The following is a 16852-nucleotide window of genomic DNA, read 5'->3' as shown; positions in this document are numbered from 1 at the left end:
CCTTATTTTGGTTATTGATCAATTAAGCCGGCGGAAAGCAATTCATCATGCATCGTTTTCACTGCATCGCCAGCCGGCATGTCGCCTGTAATCGCACTGAATGCATACTTTGTTACAATTTTCTCTGCTTCCGGCCAGTCTCCTGTAGAGATTTCTAATGTCGAGTTATTGCTCATTACGACTTCTCTCGCTTCTTCCATTCCCGGCAGCAGGCCGATTGGATTTTTAAAGTGACTGTTGTTTGGGGTAACAACACCATGATCCATCCCGTGTTCTTCTCCCTTATCTGTTAATTTATATTTGTCGTTTTCTACGGTATAATCGTGGCCTTCAATACCCAGTGTGCTTAACAGGTTGCCTTCTTCAGAATGCCAGAATTCAAGAAATTTCATCGCGCCTTCGACGTTTTGGGCATTGGCAGGAATGGCGAAAAGGCTTGGATCCCCGCGTCTCAGCATAAATCCTTCAGGACCTTCTGCACCTGTTATACCCTTCGCTTCAAAGGAAGTGTCTGGTTTTTCTTTTTTAGCCATATTGTTAAACAAACCGACCCATGCGTCCCAATACGTAACGACACCGACACGGTCCGTTAAAAATAGTTCCCGCATTTTTGACGTATCGTTCGTCACAAAATTAGGATCCAAGATACCTTCTTTATACAGCTTGTTCAGCCATTCAAATACTGGTACAGCCGCTTCTGTAGAATAAGGAATCGTCCGTTTTCCGTCTTTGTCGATGACATATTTGTATTTGACGCCTGTTGCACTGAAGAATGGCTGCAGGTCATACAAGCCGGCAGTTGATAAACCATATGTGTCATCTTTTCCGTTTCCATCCGGATCTTGTTTGGTAAATGCTTGTAAAACCGTATAATACTCATCCAATGTCTTCGGCTGTTCTAGTTTTAGCTTCTTCAGCCAGTCCTGGCGGATAATCGGCATTGTTCCGCCTTCCAGCTTGTTAAATACTCCGTATACAGCACCATCATCATATGTAATCTGATTCCACTCTTCATCAGGGATGACAGCCTTATCTGACAGTATCTTTGAACCATCGATTTGTTCATTTATCTGTTTTAAAGCTCCTTGGTCGACGAGCACATCCATCAAATTTTTAGTTAAATAAATAAGATCATATTGTTCTCCTGAAGAAATAGATGTTAACAGTTTTTGATCATAATCGGATGGGGGTTTCACCATTTCGACTTCCAATCCTGTCTTTTTTTCAATTTCTTCGACAAATAGTTTTTGCTCGGCATCATCCTTGCCGCCGACAACCGTGGTCAGCATTCTTACCTTTTTGTTTTCAGAGCCTTCGGCACCCGTCTCATTGTTCGCTTCATTCGAACAAGCGCTAAGCAAAAGGGCAATTAAGGCCAGGATGACTATTGATTTAGGGTACAAAAACGGTTTTTTTTCGGATAACATTAAGTTTCCTCCTCGATTTTTAAAAGTGCTGCCGGTTTTTCACACGATCCCTGTTCGACAAATGTGGCGGGTACAATCATCCGTTTTACGACTCTATCCTTTGCTCCTAACAGATCGAGCAAAGCTCTTGCCGCTTCTTTTCCTAGTAATTCTGAATGTAAATTGACAAAGCTTAGAGAAGGTGTAAAGTGATCAAGGTAAGCAACGTCATTGCTAAAAGAAATAACAGATAAATCTTTAGGAATAGTGATCCCTGAATCTCTTGCCGCTTGATAAACGCCCAATGCCATTTGATCTGAGTCGGTAATGACAGCGGTCAAGGGTTCATGTGATTGAAACATATCCATCATAGTTTCATAAGCAAATTCTTGAGAAGAAAGATTTTTTATTTTGTATTTAACCATGCCCTGGCGAAAAGTGAGCGCATGGTCTTCCAGCGCTTTTTTGTAGCCTTTTTCTCTTTCTTTACTGACGGTCCGTTCTTTGCCTGAGTTTACAAACAAAATGTCTTTATGCCCTAATTCGAGAAGATGACAGGTGATTTGAAAGGCGATCTGTTGATTATCGTTGTCTACATATGAAATCGCTGTTTCGAAATTATCCGCAGGCTTGCCGATGAGCACAAAGGGGATCTCTTGTTTTAAGCGTTCATGGATACGCAAATCACTTTCTGAAGGATCTAAAATAATTTCTCCGTCTATCGGATCGGCAGCCGCAAACTCTTGCTTTTCGGCTGTTTCGTCAAGCAGCTTGTTGACCAATAGGCGATATCCATGCTCGGTGCATTCGTTCAAAACCCCATTTAATAAAGAAAGGTGAAAGGGGCTGAATTTGTTGCTGCCTCGTACCATACTCAGACTGATAATTTTTGTTTCCTGTACGGCTAAGCTGCGTGCCAAATAATTTGCTCTGTAGTTCAGTTCTCTTGCCGCTTTTAAAACCCGTTCACGCACATCATTGCTGATTGGTCTTTTCCCACTGAAAACATTGGACACAGTTCCTTTTGAAACGCCTGCGCGTTCTGCTACATCTTTGATTGTTGCCATGGACTGACCTCCTCGATCTAAATATTAAACCGGTTTTATTAACTGAAAATGAAATTTATGAAAATTTTTATGCATCTATTGTTTTCCTAACGTTAAAACCTTATGAAATTAACAAATTTCATAATAAATTTATAATATTTTTCTTAAACCGGTTTTATAAAAAGTGCCATTATTGGATGTTAGTAAGTGAAAAACAGAAGATGAATCTTCTAATAAAAGAGGAATGAGACCGTTTGTTAAGGGAATGTAAAAACAAACTGGCGAGCACCGCCTTATAATCAGTCCGCCCGTGTATGGTAAAATGAGATGACAATATCACTACATAAAAAGAGGTTTCTATGAGATTTTTGAAAACATTAACCCGGTGGATATATGATCGGCCGCTAGAGGAAGGCACGATTGTAGCAAATACGTATCAAATCAAAAAATTGATCGGAATGGGCAGCTACGGCATCGCTTATCTTTCTTTTGATCTGCCTGAAAATAGACTGTGCGTCATCAAACAGCTTCGACCAAGCAAAGCCCTTTTCAAAAGGGAGCGAAAGCGGTTTGCTACGGAAGTCGAATTGATGAAACGGCTGCGTCACCCGCTAATGCCGCGTTATCTTGGCGATTTTCCCTTTAAGGGGCATTCTTTCTATGCGATGACGTATATCGAAGGTGAAAACCTGGAGGAGCTGCTGTTTTCTAAAAAGGAACGATTTAACGAAAAAGAGGCGCTTATGCTTGTTCGTGACATCGCGGAAATTGTTAATTACCTTCACAGCCAGCACATTTTTCACAGCGATTTGCGGATTCCCAACATTGTAGTAACGAAGGATCAGGTATACCTGATTGATTTTGGTCTGGCGATTCACCAGTCAAACAATGCCCAGACAGAAGATGACTTAAAGCTCAGGCAGGATGACTACTACGATCTGGGTGATCTGCTTCTGTTTTTGCTTTATTCAGATTACACACAAAAAAGTAAAAAAGCCCTTCCTTGGACAGAAGAGCTTGTCTTGCGAGTGGAAACAAAAGTGTTGTTAAAGCGGCTGCTCGGAATTGAAGAACAGTTTGTTAATGGACAACAGGTCCAGCAAGCCATTCATCGGGCGATAAGGCAGCAAAAGTGAGGGTGGAAATCAGCTGCTGCTATGGCCTCTGTGCTTGTAGCGCTTGCTGCCGCCGTATGGATTATACTTTCTGTTGTATCCGGAACTGCTCCGGGAGCGATAGTGCCTGCGGCTGCTGTCACTATAGTGTCGCCTTCTTCTTCGGTCGCTGCCGCTTCCTGAAAATTGCTTTATGGTTTTAAAAAGCTTTTTAAACATCGATTGCACCCCCAATCGTTATGTCCTAACTGTAACACAAAAGAAATTACCTTCGCATCTCCTACTGCTTCTCCATCCCGTTTTTTCTCCCATAGGTAATAATTACTAGTTATAAATCGATCTTATTTCATATATAATAGTGATACAGAACATTTGTTCCCTTTTGGAGGTGACTTTATTGAAGGAAAAAGTCATTTTTTTAGTGGATATGCAATCCTTTTATGCCTCTGTTGAAAAAGCAGAGCACCCCCATTTAAAAAAGCATCCTGTGATTGTATCGGGGGATCCGGAAAGGAGAAGCGGAGTCGTACTCGCAGCTTGTCCGATTGCCAAAAAGAAAGGGGTAGAAAATGCCTCCAGGCTTTGGGAAGCTGTGCAAAAATGTCCTGAAGCCATTGTGTTAAGGCCCCGAATGCAGCGGTATATTGATGTGTCCTTGCAGATTACAGAGATTCTTGAGCAATATACAGATCTTGTCGAGCCGTATTCGATTGATGAACAGTTTATGGATGTGACAGGAAGCTTGAAGCTCTTCGGACAACCGGAAGAAATCGCAAGGAATGTCCAGGATCGAATTATGAGGGAAATCGGCGTATATGCCCGAGTCGGGATCGGAGAAAATAAAGTGCTGGCGAAGATCGCGTGTGACAATTTCGCGAAAAAAAACGAAAATGGCATTTTTCGATTGCATGATCAAAACCTGCAGACCCACATGTGGCCTCTGCCTGTAGGAAAAATGTTCGGTGTGGGAGGAAGGATGAGGAATCATCTCAACCGGATGGGAATCAGCACAATCGGAAACCTTGCCCATTTTCCGCTGGAGCTTTTAAAGAAAAGATGGGGTATCGTCGGCCATGTGCTTTGGATGACGGCAAACGGCATTGACTATTCGCCTGTTACGAAAACGTCATTAAACGGACAAAAAGCAATCGGGCACGGAATGACCCTGCCAAAGGATTACGTGGACTTTGAGAAGGAAATTAAAGTGATACTCCTTGAACTAAGCGAAGAAGTGTGCAAAAGAAGCCGGCATGTTGGAGTCACGGGACAGACTGTAACCGTCAGCTGCCGCGGCGCCGACTTTGATTTCCCGACCGGTTTTCATCGCCAAATGAAGCTGCCGGAGCCTACAAATCATACGGCAGATGTGTTTCGAGCCGTCTCCGAGCTCTTTTTAAAATTTTGGGACCGGCAGCCCGTGCGGCGGCTGGGGGTCAGTCTTACCCAGCTTTCAACGGATAGCATGCTGCAGCTTAATTTGTTTGATGATTTGCTGAAAAAGAGAAGCCTCGGTTATGTGATGGATGAGATAAAAACCCGATTTGGCGAGACAGCTGTCATCAGAGCGGTTTCAAAAACAGCTGCGGGGCAAGCCCATGAACGCGCCGCTAAAATAGGAGGGCATTATAAATGAGCGAGCATTTAAGAAGAGGCAATATGCTTTGGGAGGGAAGCCGAATGTTTTTGCCGGAGCATAAAGAAGCGCTTTTGCAACGAAAACAAATGCAAAAGAAAAAGATCCGGCCGGCTCTCGATTTCGATCAGCTCGAGGAAATGGATCGCATCCTTCATGAGGCGATGGAGTTTGCCAAGCCGATTCAAGTCACTTATTTTCAGGAAGGAGATCTGCACATATGCGAGGGAAGAATTTGCCGGCTTGAAATGCTATCGAAAAAATTATGGATCACAGATGCTTCAAGTGATATCCAGCCGCCCATTCATCTTGAGAATGTGACAGACCTTAAGATTCTTTAAACAAATTCCCGCAAAAAAAGAAGGGGCTGCAATCAGCGGCCCCTTTTTGGCTTTCTACCCGGAATTTGAATCCGTTCGATATCACCGAGAACATAAATATAGAAAAACAAACCTACTAATAAGACGATTCCTGCGACGATGAAACTCATCGTAAAGGAACCTGTAGCATCCAAAAGATAGCCAGTTAAAGCAACGGCAATAATTCCGCCGAACAAATTATTTGCCAGATTAACCATTGAGCTGAGAAGTGAAACAGATCCTGCAGGAGCGATTTCTGCTGCGATAGACCAGCCGATTGGCGCGGTAGCAGAGATTCCTGCCAATCCGATAGAGATGCAGATAATTGCAATCGCGACTTGATCGGTTAGAATCGCTCCCAAAAAAACAAATCCTAAGCACATGCCGATGATGATAATGGTATGGTACACTTTTGTCGCTTGATACCCTTTTTTTAATAGGGAATCAACGAGCCATCCGCCGACCGCAATCCCGGAAATCGTCGAAATCAACCAAGGAACTGCAGTAAGCAATCCTGACGACATAATATCCATGCCGAAACGATCCTTAAAAAAAGTCGGCATCCAAGTTAAGAGCAGGTTAAAGGTATAACCGTATCCCGTAAACCCGATCATGAGACCCCAGACTTTTCTATTTCGAAATAAAGTGGAAAGAAGCAAAGTCATCCCGTGAGTCGCATTTTCACTAGGAATTGTATTATGTTTTTGAATATAATGGAGCTCATTTTTTGAGATCCGTTTGTGCCGGTCAGGATTTTCATAATAAAGCCAAAACAAAAGCGTGAATAAAACATTGATAATACCTATCGTCAAAAATGCAATTCGCCAATCAAACCTTGTAACAAGAACAGCAACCAAAGGTGCTCCTAACACATTTGAAAATTTTGCGGCTGAATCGAATAATGAATTAGCCAATCCACGTTCACTCGGGGGGAACCATGCAGCCGTGGCTTTAGAGGCTGCCGGGAAAGCAGAAGCGCTGGAGATTCCGATGAGAAAGCGAACAATATACAAAATCAGTTTCCCTTGCAAAAAAGCCATTAAAACCGTTAGAAAACTCCAAACGATCATCCCGAGCCGTGTAACCCAAGCGACCCCAAACCTGTCCAATAAACTGCCAACAGGAATCTGCATCAAAGTGTAGGAGTATGTATAAATTGAGAAAACAATCCCTAACTCTGTGCCGTTTAAATGAAAGGATTCTTGAATGGCGGGCGCTGCAACTGATATCGCAACCCTGTCTAAGTAATTTAGAACAACCATACTGCTAAGTAAGCCTGAAATTAACCACCTTGTATGTCCTAATGGATGATGCCTCATAGTGACCCTCCTCATTTTAGTTTGATCCAATTTGATTGTTCTTATGTAGAGAGGGAGCTACACATCTTTATTACCACAGGTGATTGGAGAATAAACAAGGGAAACCGCATCTTCTAAAGCGGAAGAAAAGTAAACGCTTTAAAAGAATAAGAGCAGGGCTTGAGCCTACAGAGCTTTATCCAATTGCTGCAGCCTTACTGCATGGATCGAAAAACGCCAATCCATTTAGATAAAACATGCAGAGAAAGATAAAGCTATTTCATAGGTAAAGCCCTGACGGAAGGGAATGTGTCTTTTCAGATTGAGTACTAAATTCTCATCATAATAAATAAAAGCCCAAAGGAAGCAGTAAACCTGCAACAATGGTGACAATTAAGAAAATAACGAAGAACAGCCAATCACGTACTTTGATATGGTCTTTTGATTTATGGACTAGTACGATCTCCATCACTCCGATAGTAAGTAAACCTAACACAACCTTAGAGATCCGCCCGAGAGAAAAAGGCAGCATCGGCAGCAAAATAAACCCGGTCATAATGACAAATAAGTAAGTGATTCGATGGATCTGATGAAGAACGACTGCGATTTTGTGCTTTTTTGCAGCAAACAACGCATAAACAATAAAAAATAAAATGAGAGTCAATCCTAACGCGGTTAAATGAATATGTGTCATGTTCGCGAAGCCTCCTGACTAGTGTACTATCCTGCAATTGTACATCATTTGCAGAAAAAAATAGAGCTAAGGGAGGATAAATTTCGAGATTGGGAGGATAAAAGCCGATGAAAGGACGATATATATAAACGTTGGGAGGATAAAAGCCGATGAAAGGACGATATATATAAACGTTGGGAGGATAAAAGCCGATGAAAGGACGATATATATATAAACGTTGGGAGAATAAAATCAGAAACGGCTAGATCATACAATCACAAAGGGATAATTGTCAGCAATATTATTTTTTTTGTCAGTAAATGTGTCAAATTTATTTTAAAAGGTCTTCGATTCCTATACGATTAAATATAAAAAACATAAAAAAATTTTTATTTTTTAAATTCCTGTTAAATCAATATTGTAAGCGGATACAATATCATGTATAAGTCAAAATAGTCTAATAATTTTAAAAAATACGGTTGACACTGCTAATAAAGCGGCGTAAGATGAGTTCAACAAAAGATAGCAAATGATGTTGTACAGACATCCTGTACAGAACCTGACTAGCTATTCATCTTGTCATTATTTACAGAAAGGGTGCTTCAAACAATGGAGGGCCAAAGAGAACAGTGGATATTCTTAAACGATAAGTTCGTTAAGAAGGAAGATGCCACAATATCAGTTTATGATCATGGGTTTCTGTATGGAGACGGTGTTTTCGAGGGGATCCGGGTTTATAATGGGAATGTCTTCAGAATGAAAGAACATATGAAGCGGCTGTATGAATCAGCTATGTCCATTCTGCTGGAAATCCCATATAGTATAGAAGAATTAACTGAACTTGTCTTGCATACAGTGGAAAAGAATCAATTAAAAGATGCTTATATACGTCTTGTTGTTTCACGGGGAAAAGGCGATTTGGGCTTAGATCCAAATAAATGCCATAAGCCGAGCATTGTCATTATTGTTGAACCGTTAGCCATTTTTCCAAAAAGTCTCTATGAAACCGGAATCGATATTGTCACAGTCCCAACTAGACGTAATCGTCCGGATGTATTGAGCCCGAAAGTCAAATCATTAAACTATTTAAATAATGTACTTGTTAGAATTGAAGCTCACTTAGCTGGTGTAAGCGAAGCATTGATGCTGAATGATCAAGGCTATGTCGCTGAAGGGTCTGCTGATAACATTTTCATCTATAAGAATGGAAAATTGCTGACGCCGCCAGGATATGTCGGTGCACTTGAAGGAATAACTAGAAATGCTATTATAGAATATGCGAAAGAAATGGGATATGAAGTTAGTGAAGAGCCTTTTACAAGACACGATGTATATACTGCGGAAGAAGTTTTTCTATCTGGAACTGCTGCAGAAGTGATATCCGTCATTAAGGTAGACGGGCGTGTGATCGGAAACGGCAGGCCAGGTGTCCATACGAACCGATTATTGGAAGAATTCCGCAAACGTGTCACAGAGGAAGGCGAAAAAGTCAATTACAAAGATCAAAGCTTAAGTGTAAGTTAATATGATAAAACGTTGAAGAGGATAAGTAGCCTCGAAGGAAGGATCTTACAGAGAGCCGGGAATGCTGGAAACCGGTGATCCACTTCGTTTGCGAACTCACCTCCTGAGTGCCGCCCTGAAATGAAGTAAGGCCGGCCGGGTCAGAGAATAAGAAGCGCTGACTCGTTACCAAAGCGGATACGACATGTATCCATAAGACAGCCTCAGGCTGTGAACTAGGGTGGTACCGCGAAAAGCTATAGAAAACCTTTTCGCCCCTTTTGACCTATTTAAAAATAGTGTCATTTGTGGGTGGAAAGGTATTTTTTTTGATTTTATATAAAAAATAAAAAGATTAAAAATGATTCGCCTTAAAGGAGGAGCTTACAAAATGGGGATGAAAGTACAATTGGATGCAAAGACTTCCGAATGTACCAAGAAATTGTCCGGTGCTGAGATGCTTATTGAGTCATTGAAGAAAGAAAACGTTGAAGTGATTTTTGGTTATCCTGGAGGAGCAGTTCTTCCAATTTACGATAAACTCTATAATTCCGGAATGTTTCATGTTCTTGCCCGCCATGAGCAAGGCGGCATACATGCAGCAGAAGGATACGCAAGAATATCAGGAAAACCAGGAGTGGTAATTGCTACATCAGGACCAGGAGCAACGAATCTGGTGACGGGGCTTGCCGATGCAATGATTGATTCTTTGCCGCTTGTTGTTTTTACAGGACAGGTCGCAACGACACTAATAGGCTCCGATGCCTTTCAGGAAGCAGATGTAATCGGGATCACCATGGCGGTAACGAAGCATAGCTATCAGGTAAGAGATCCGAAAGAGCTGCCAAGAATCATTAAGGAAGCATTCCATATTGCATCAACCGGCAGACCGGGTCCCGTTCTGATTGACATTCCTAAGGATATTGCAGTCGTTGAGGATGATTTCACTTATGATCATGAGATAGATCTGCCAGGGTATAACCCTAAGCTTGAACCGAACCATCTTCAAATCAGAAAGCTGGTTGAAGCTGTAAGCAGTGCGAAGAAACCGGTAATTCTTGCAGGAGCAGGTGTCTTGCATGGGAAAGCAGCTCCACAGTTAAAAGAATATGCAGAACAGCAGCAAATTCCGATTGTCCATACGCTTCTAGGCCTTGGCGGTTTTCCAGCAGACCATCCTTTATTCCTTGGAATGGGAGGCATGCACGGAACGTATACGGCTAATATGGCGCTTTATGAATGCGACCTGATGATTAGCATAGGAGCGAGATTTGATGATCGCTTAACAGGGAATCTGCAGCATTTCGCCAAGCACGCAAAGGTAGCACACATTGATATCGATCCGGCGGAAATTGGCAAAAATGTCGAAACAAAAATTCCGGTGGTTGGTGACAGTAAGCTCGTATTAAAGGAGCTGATCAACCAAAATGGAAAACCTGGTGACTCTGGCGAATGGAGACAAAAGCTTAAAGAGTGGAAAGAGGAATATCCGCTATGGTATCAAGAGGATAAAGAAGGGTTTAAACCGCAAAAGCTCATCGAATACATTCACAAGTTTACGAAGGGCGAAGCGATTGTTACAACAGATGTCGGCCAGCATCAAATGTGGTCCGCACAGTTTTATCCTTTCCAAAAGGCTGACAGATGGGTGACATCCGGAGGACTCGGAACGATGGGATTTGGCCTTCCGGCAGCTATAGGGGCGCAGCTTGCAGAAAGAAACACGACGGTTGTTTCTGTTGTCGGTGACGGAGGCTTTCAAATGACGCTGCAGGAGCTGGGAGTGATCTATGAGCTGAACTTGCCGATCAAAGTCGTTATATTAAACAATAAATGTCTGGGAATGGTTAGACAATGGCAAGAATCCTTTTATGAAGAACGATACTCATATTCAAAATTTTCAAACCAGCCTGATTTTGTAAAGCTTGCTGAATCCTATGGAATCAAAGGTGTTCGGATTACATCCGAAAAAGAAGCCGAAGATAAGCTGAAAAGTGCACTGCAGTCGAATGAGCCTGTCGTCATAGACGTCCATGTTGCACCGGATGAAAAAGTAATGCCGATGATTGAACCCGGCAAAGGAATTCAACAAATGACGGGGGTAAAACCATCATGAAGAGAATTATCACACTGACTGTTCTTAACCGGTCGGGAGTGCTTAATCGCATTACCGGGCTGTTTACGAAAAGAAATTACAACATTGAAAGCATAAGCGTCGGCCATACAGAAACGGAAGGCGTCTCAAGAATCATATTTGTTGTCAATGCAAAGGAAGAAAGAGACGTTGAACAATTAACGAAACAGCTGAATAAGCAGATTGATGTTCTAAAGGTTTCGGATATTACAAATCAATCAATTATTCAAAGAGAGCTGGCGCTGATAAGAGTTGCATCACCACCTCAAACAAGGATGGAGATCAACGGAATTATTGAACCGTTTCGGGCGTCAATTGTTGATGTCAGCAAAGAAAGTGTTGTTGTTCAGGCAACAGGAGAGTCATCGAAAATAGAGGCACTCATTGAATTATTAAAACCATACGGAATCAAAGAAATTGCAAGAACAGGAACAACGGCGTTTGCCAGAGGTACACAGGCATCCCCGTCAACCATAAAAACAATATCAATCATATAACACAAAAGGAGAGAGTCAAATGGTAAAAGTATATTATAACGGTGATATTAACGATAGCAAATTAACAGGTAAAAAAGTCGGGATTATTGGTTACGGCTCTCAAGGCCATGCACACGCATTGAATCTGAAGGAAAGCGGAGTAGACGTCGTTGTCGGTGTACGAAAAGGAAAATCTTTTGATAAAGCTGAAGAAGACGGCCATAAGGTTTACACAGTAAAAGAAGCAGCTGCACAGTCAGACATCATCATGGTATTGCTACCAGACGAGCAGCAATACAAAGTGTATCACGAAGAAATTAAAGATGAATTAACGGCAGGAAAATCACTAGTTTTCGCCCATGGATTTAATGTTCATTTCCATCAAATCGTTCCTCCGGCCGATGTTGATGTATTCCTTGTAGCTCCAAAAGGTCCTGGACATTTAGTAAGAAGAACCTACGAACAAGGAGCGGGTGTTCCGGCACTATTCGCTGTATACCAAGATGCTACTGGTGAAGCGAAGGATGTAGCACTAGCGTATGCAAAAGCAATTGGTGGAGGCAGAGCAGGTATTCTTGAAACATCGTTTAAAGAAGAAACAGAAACGGATCTTTTCGGAGAACAGGCCGTTCTTTGCGGAGGATTAACTTCACTTGTGAAAGCAGGCTTCGAAACTTTGGTTGAAGCAGGATATCAGCCGGAAATTGCTTATTTTGAGTGTTTGCACGAGCTGAAGCTGATTGTTGATCTTATGTATGAAGGCGGCTTAGAAGGAATGAGATATTCAATTTCTGATACTGCTCAATGGGGAGACTTCGTATCAGGTCCGCGTGTCGTAGATGCTAAAGTAAAAGAAACAATGAAAGAAGTGCTTAAAGACATTCAAACAGGTACGTTCGCGAAAGAATGGTTGGTTGAAAACCAAGTGAACCGCCCTCGATTCAGTGCAATTAATCAAAACGAAAGTGAACATCAAATCGAAGAGGTTGGCCGGAAATTACGTGAAATGATGCCGTTTGTGAAGCAAAACCAAAAAGGTTCAAAACAGGAAGTGGTGAGCAGCGGTGCGAAAAATTAATTTTTTCGATACTACTCTTCGAGACGGTGAACAATCACCAGGAGTCAACCTAAACTCTGAAGAAAAATTGGCGATTGCAAGACAATTGGAAAGACTTGGGGTAGATGTTATGGAGGCGGGCTTTCCCGCTTCCTCCCAAGCCGATTTTCAATCAGTCCAGGAAATTGCCAGGGAAATAAGAGGATGTTCGGTCACCGGGCTGGCAAGATCTGTGAAAAGTGACATTGATACTGCATGGGAAGCATTGAAGGACGGAGCGAGTCCAAGAATTCATATCTTTATCGCTACGTCGGATATTCATCTAAAGTATAAGCTGAAAAAAACACGCGAACAAGTCATTGAGCAAGCGGTTGAAATGGTGAAATACGCAAAGAGCAAATTTCCAATTGTCCAATGGTCGGCAGAGGATGCATGCAGAACGGACTTGGGTTATTTGGCGAAAATTGTAGGGAAAGTGATTGAAGCAGGGGCGGATGTCATTAACCTGCCTGATACCGTCGGATATTTGGCGCCGGCTGAATACGGAAACATATTTAAATATATAAAAGAAAATGTACCTGGAATAGATAATGTAACGCTTTCTGCTCATTGTCATGACGATCTAGGCATGGCGGTTGCGAATTCGCTTGCAGCAATTGAAAACGGTGCTGATCAAATTGAATCCGTCATAAACGGAATCGGCGAACGGGCAGGGAATGCGTCATTAGAAGAAATCGCAGTTGCTCTTTATATTAGAAAAGACTTTTATCAGGCAGAAACGAGACTTAAATTAGATGAAATAAAACGGACCAGCGACTTAGTCAGCAATCTGACTGGGATGGCGGTGCCGCGCAACAAAGCAGTAGTTGGCGACAATGCGTTTGCTCATGAATCAGGTATACACCAGGATGGATATTTAAAAGAAAAAACGACTTATGAAATATTCTCCCCAGAATTAGTCGGAGTAAAAACAGATGCACTCGTTCTAGGAAAACATTCTGGCAGACATGCCTTTAAAGACAAGCTTAAACAACTGGGTTTTCAGTTCGAGGAAGAGGAAGTCAATCATTTTTTCAGAATATTCAAAGAATTTACCGCTAAGAAGAAAGAAATTACCGATGAGGACATAATTGCAATTGTACTCGAAGAAAAAGTAAGCAGCAGAAAAGCAGGGTATGATTTAGAAGGATTGCAGGTTAATTATGGAACATCACAGGTTCCTACGGCAACTGCGACGCTGCGAAACCAGTTTACGGATGAGGTCATCCATGAAGCGGCGACTGGAACAGGAAGCATCGAAGCAGTGTACAACACACTGGAGCGCTGTATTGGCGAGGAAGTTCAGCTGCTTGATTACCGGATTCAGTCGAATGGAAAAGGAAGAGACGCATTTGCGCAAGTCTATGTTCAAGTCCTATTCGAGGGAAAAGAAGGATCCGGCAGAGGCGTAGCTCAAGATGTTCTCGAAGCATCAGCGAAAGCTTACATTAATGCTGTCAATCGAATTTTGCTATTAAAGGATTCCAACCAGTATTTTTCAACTACAGAAACTTCAGCAGTAGAAACAAAGACAGTTGGATAAGGAGGCTGCCATCTTGAAGAAGAAAATTGCGCTATTGCCGGGAGACGGCATAGGTCCAGAAGTAACAGCATCTGCTGTTGAGATACTAAAAAGCGTCGCTCAATATTTCGGACACGAGTTTCAATTTGAATTTGGCCAAATTGGCGGAGATGCGATTGATCATGCGGGTTCTCCGCTTCCCGAAAAAACGATCGACATTTGCAGCGGAGCAGATGCCATCCTTTTAGGAGCGGTTGGCGGACCGAAATGGGATCAAAATCCGTCACATCTCAGACCTGAAAAAGGTTTGCTTGCCATCCGCAAGAAGCTTGATTTATATGCGAATGTTCGTCCCGTAAAGGTGTTTGAAAGCTTGTCTGAAGCCTCACCGTTAAAAAAAGAATACATTGAAAACGTTGATTTTATCATTGTTCGTGAATTAACCGGAGGATTGTACTTTGGCGAACCAAGCAAAAGGTACGTGAATGAACAAGGTGAGCCTGCTGCGGTCGATACACTTTTTTATAAAAAAGAAGAAATGGAAAGAGTCATAAGAGAAGCATTTAAAATGGCTGCTGCCCGCAAAAAGAAAGTCACATCTGTTGATAAGGCAAATGTTCTTGAATCGAGTAAATTGTGGCGTGAAACAGCAGACGAGATCGCCCGTGAGTTCCCTGAAGTGGAGCTGGAGCATATGCTTGTAGATAATGCAGCGATGCAATTGATTTATGCTCCTTCTCAATTTGATGTCATTGTTACTGAGAATATGTTCGGCGATATTTTAAGCGATGAAGCTTCCATGCTGACTGGTTCTCTTGGAATGCTTCCGTCAGCCAGCCTTTCAAGCTCGGGACTCCATCTCTTTGAACCAGTGCACGGTTCAGCTCCTGATATCGCCGGCCAAAATGTGGCGAATCCTTTTGCAGCCATTCTATCTGCGGCTATGCTGTTAAGAACCTCATTTGGTTTCGAAAGCGAGGCAAAGGCTGTTGAACAGGCAGTGAAGAATGTGCTTGAAGCTGGAAAACGAACGAAAGATTTAACGAGAAACAAAGCTTTCAATACAACAAGTGACATAACAGAGGACGTGAAAGCTGCATTAGCGGCTGCATACGCGAATGTGTAAAAGTCAAAAAATGAACGTCTTAAAAAGGAGGCAAGGGTCATGGCACCCCAAACTATCATAGAGAAAATCTGGAACCAGCATGTTGTCAAAAAACAAGAAGGGAAACCAGATCTATTATATATTGATTTGCATTTGATTCATGAAGTGACATCACCCCAAGCGTTTGAAGGGATAAGGCAAAAAGACCGCAAAGTACGGCGCCCGGAAAATACGTTTGCAACGATGGATCATAATATACCAACGGTCAATCGTTTTGTCATGCATGATGAAGTAGCCAAGCGGCAAGTAAGTGCTCTAGAACGAAACTGCCAGGAATTTGGTATACGATTGGCAGACTTAACAAGTGAAGATCAAGGGATCGTCCATGTTATCGGTCCGGAGCTTGGCCTGACTCTTCCGGGGAAAACCATTGTATGCGGAGACAGCCATACATCAACACACGGAGCCTTCGGAGCGTTGGCGTTTGGAATTGGAACGAGTGAAGTGGAGCACGTGCTTTCAACTCAAACCCTGTGGCAGCAAAAGCCGAAAACTCTTGAAATCCGTATTAATGGAAAACTGGAAAAGGGAGTAACGGCAAAAGACGTTATTCTTTATTGTATCGGAAAATATGGAGTTAAATTTGGAGCAGGCCATATTATCGAATATACTGGCGAAGCGATCAGAAATATGTCAATGGACGAACGGATGACTGTGTGCAATATGTCAATTGAAGGTGGAGCCAGAGCAGGGCTCATCGCGCCAGATGAAACAACGATTGAATATGTGAAAAACAGAAAATATGCTCCAAAGGGAGAAGAGCTGGAAAAAGCCATAGCAGATTGGGAGAATTTAAGATCAGATCCCGGAGCGGAATATGACCGTACAATTACAATAGAAGGAAATGAAATTTCGCCTATGGTTTCTTGGGGGATCAACCCGGGAATGGTGCTTCCTGTCGATCAGTCTATTCCATCACCGGAAAGCTTTGGTGCTGATGAGGATCGTAAAGAGGCAGTCAGAGCTTATGAGTATATGGGTGTCACTCCGAATCAGAAAATTGAAGACATTACGATTGACCATGTCTTTATCGGGTCGTGCACCAATTCAAGAATCACCGATTTAAGACAGGCAGCAGAATTGGTTAAGGGGCAAAAAGTCTCAGACCATGTTCGGGCGATTGTCGTTCCTGGTTCGCAAAAAGTAAAGGCTCAAGCAGAAAAAGAAGGGCTTGACCAGATCTTTATTTCTGCCGGGTTTGAATGGAGAGAATCAGGATGCAGCATGTGCTTAAGCATGAATAACGATGTGGTACCGGAAGGGGAACGCTGCGCTTCCACCTCAAACCGGAATTTCGAAGGCAGACAAGGAAAAGGGGCGAGAACCCACCTAGTTAGTCCTGCAATGGCGGCTGCTGCGGCGATCCATGGCCGGTTTGTTGATGTGAGAAAATATTTTAAAGAAAAAACGGTAGTGTAAGGAGGAG

At 42.5% G+C, this 16852-nt stretch carries 15 protein-coding genes; 10 read left to right on the top strand and 5 right to left on the bottom strand.

From position 1 onward, the window contains the following. Nucleotides 1-11: 11 nt before the first annotated feature. Nucleotides 12-1427 (bottom strand): extracellular solute-binding protein, encoded by a 1416-nt coding sequence (locus tag JOC74_RS17840; RefSeq protein ID WP_211086240.1) that lies wholly within the window; start codon nucleotides 1425-1427, stop codon nucleotides 12-14. Continuing rightward, nucleotides 1427-2473: a LacI family DNA-binding transcriptional regulator gene (locus JOC74_RS17835; RefSeq protein ID WP_053603662.1), complete on the bottom strand. Its 1047-nt coding sequence runs from the start codon at nucleotides 2471-2473 to the stop codon at nucleotides 1427-1429. The genes JOC74_RS17840 and JOC74_RS17835 overlap by 1 nt, the downstream gene beginning before the upstream one ends. A gap of 338 nt (nucleotides 2474-2811) precedes the next feature. Here JOC74_RS17835 and JOC74_RS17830 point away from each other — a divergent pair, with 338 nt between their 5' ends. Continuing rightward, nucleotides 2812-3588, top strand: coding sequence for a protein kinase domain-containing protein (locus JOC74_RS17830; RefSeq protein WP_053603661.1), 777 nt, complete (start codon nucleotides 2812-2814; stop codon nucleotides 3586-3588). A 9-nt stretch (nucleotides 3589-3597) separates the two neighbouring features. Here JOC74_RS17830 and JOC74_RS17825 read toward each other — a convergent pair whose 3' ends face one another. Continuing rightward, nucleotides 3598-3786 carry a hypothetical protein gene (locus JOC74_RS17825; protein ID WP_053603660.1) on the bottom strand — a complete coding sequence of 63 codons (189 nt, stop codon included), beginning with the start codon at nucleotides 3784-3786 and terminating at the stop codon, nucleotides 3598-3600. Nucleotides 3787-3994: 208 nt separating this feature from the next. Between JOC74_RS17825 and JOC74_RS17820 the strand changes: the two genes are divergently transcribed. Together JOC74_RS17820 and JOC74_RS17815 are read left to right on the top strand one after the other, a co-directional pair. Continuing rightward, complete coding sequence (locus tag JOC74_RS17820; protein WP_245213031.1) at nucleotides 3995-5200, top strand: DNA polymerase IV; 1206 nt, start codon at nucleotides 3995-3997, stop codon at nucleotides 5198-5200. Next, nucleotides 5197-5541 (top strand): YolD-like family protein, encoded by a 345-nt coding sequence (locus tag JOC74_RS17815; RefSeq protein ID WP_053603658.1) that lies wholly within the window; start codon nucleotides 5197-5199, stop codon nucleotides 5539-5541. Before JOC74_RS17820 ends, JOC74_RS17815 begins: the two co-directional genes overlap by 4 nt. Before the next feature lie 32 nt (nucleotides 5542-5573). Here JOC74_RS17815 and JOC74_RS17810 read toward each other — a convergent pair whose 3' ends face one another. Both JOC74_RS17810 and JOC74_RS17805 read right to left on the bottom strand, forming a co-directional pair. Then, a complete protein-coding gene (locus JOC74_RS17810) occupies nucleotides 5574-6878 on the bottom strand; it encodes an MFS transporter (RefSeq protein ID WP_053603657.1) in 1305 nt (434 codons plus the stop codon). A gap of 319 nt (nucleotides 6879-7197) precedes the next feature. Next, a complete protein-coding gene (locus tag JOC74_RS17805; protein ID WP_053603656.1) occupies nucleotides 7198-7551 on the bottom strand; it encodes a DUF1516 family protein in 354 nt (117 codons plus the stop codon). A gap of 588 nt (nucleotides 7552-8139) precedes the next feature. On the opposite strand from JOC74_RS17805, the gene ilvE reads away from it, so the two are divergent. From ilvE to leuC, 7 genes are all read left to right on the top strand, one after another. After that, nucleotides 8140-9054, top strand: coding sequence for a branched-chain-amino-acid transaminase (ilvE, locus tag JOC74_RS17800; protein ID WP_053603655.1), 915 nt, complete (start codon nucleotides 8140-8142; stop codon nucleotides 9052-9054). Between the two features lie 370 nt (nucleotides 9055-9424). Then, on the top strand, nucleotides 9425-11149 hold the full coding sequence (ilvB, locus tag JOC74_RS17795; RefSeq protein WP_053603654.1) for an acetolactate synthase large subunit: 1725 nt from the start codon (nucleotides 9425-9427) through the stop codon (nucleotides 11147-11149). After that, nucleotides 11146-11664 (top strand): acetolactate synthase small subunit, encoded by a 519-nt coding sequence (gene ilvN, locus JOC74_RS17790; protein WP_053603653.1) that lies wholly within the window; start codon nucleotides 11146-11148, stop codon nucleotides 11662-11664. The genes ilvB and ilvN overlap by 4 nt, the downstream gene beginning before the upstream one ends. 19 nt (nucleotides 11665-11683) lie before the next feature. Beyond that, complete coding sequence (ilvC, locus tag JOC74_RS17785; protein ID WP_053603652.1) at nucleotides 11684-12721, top strand: ketol-acid reductoisomerase; 1038 nt, start codon at nucleotides 11684-11686, stop codon at nucleotides 12719-12721. Continuing rightward, nucleotides 12708-14282 carry a 2-isopropylmalate synthase gene (locus JOC74_RS17780; RefSeq protein ID WP_053603651.1) on the top strand — a complete coding sequence of 525 codons (1575 nt, stop codon included), beginning with the start codon at nucleotides 12708-12710 and terminating at the stop codon, nucleotides 14280-14282. Before ilvC ends, JOC74_RS17780 begins: the two co-directional genes overlap by 14 nt. Nucleotides 14283-14295: 13 nt before the next feature. Then, a complete protein-coding gene (gene leuB / locus JOC74_RS17775) occupies nucleotides 14296-15387 on the top strand; it encodes a 3-isopropylmalate dehydrogenase (RefSeq protein ID WP_053603650.1) in 1092 nt (363 codons plus the stop codon). 39 nt (nucleotides 15388-15426) lie between these two features. After that, nucleotides 15427-16845, top strand: coding sequence for a 3-isopropylmalate dehydratase large subunit (leuC, locus tag JOC74_RS17770; RefSeq protein WP_211086239.1), 1419 nt, complete (start codon nucleotides 15427-15429; stop codon nucleotides 16843-16845). The last annotated feature ends 7 nt before the right edge of the window (nucleotides 16846-16852 follow it).

Source organism: Bacillus capparidis (genome assembly GCF_017832095.1).
Classification (GTDB): Bacteria; Bacillota; Bacilli; order Bacillales; family Bacillaceae; genus Bacillus; species Bacillus gobiensis.
Note: the sequence above shows the minus strand (reverse complement) of the source record. Positions and strands in the feature narration are given on the sequence as shown.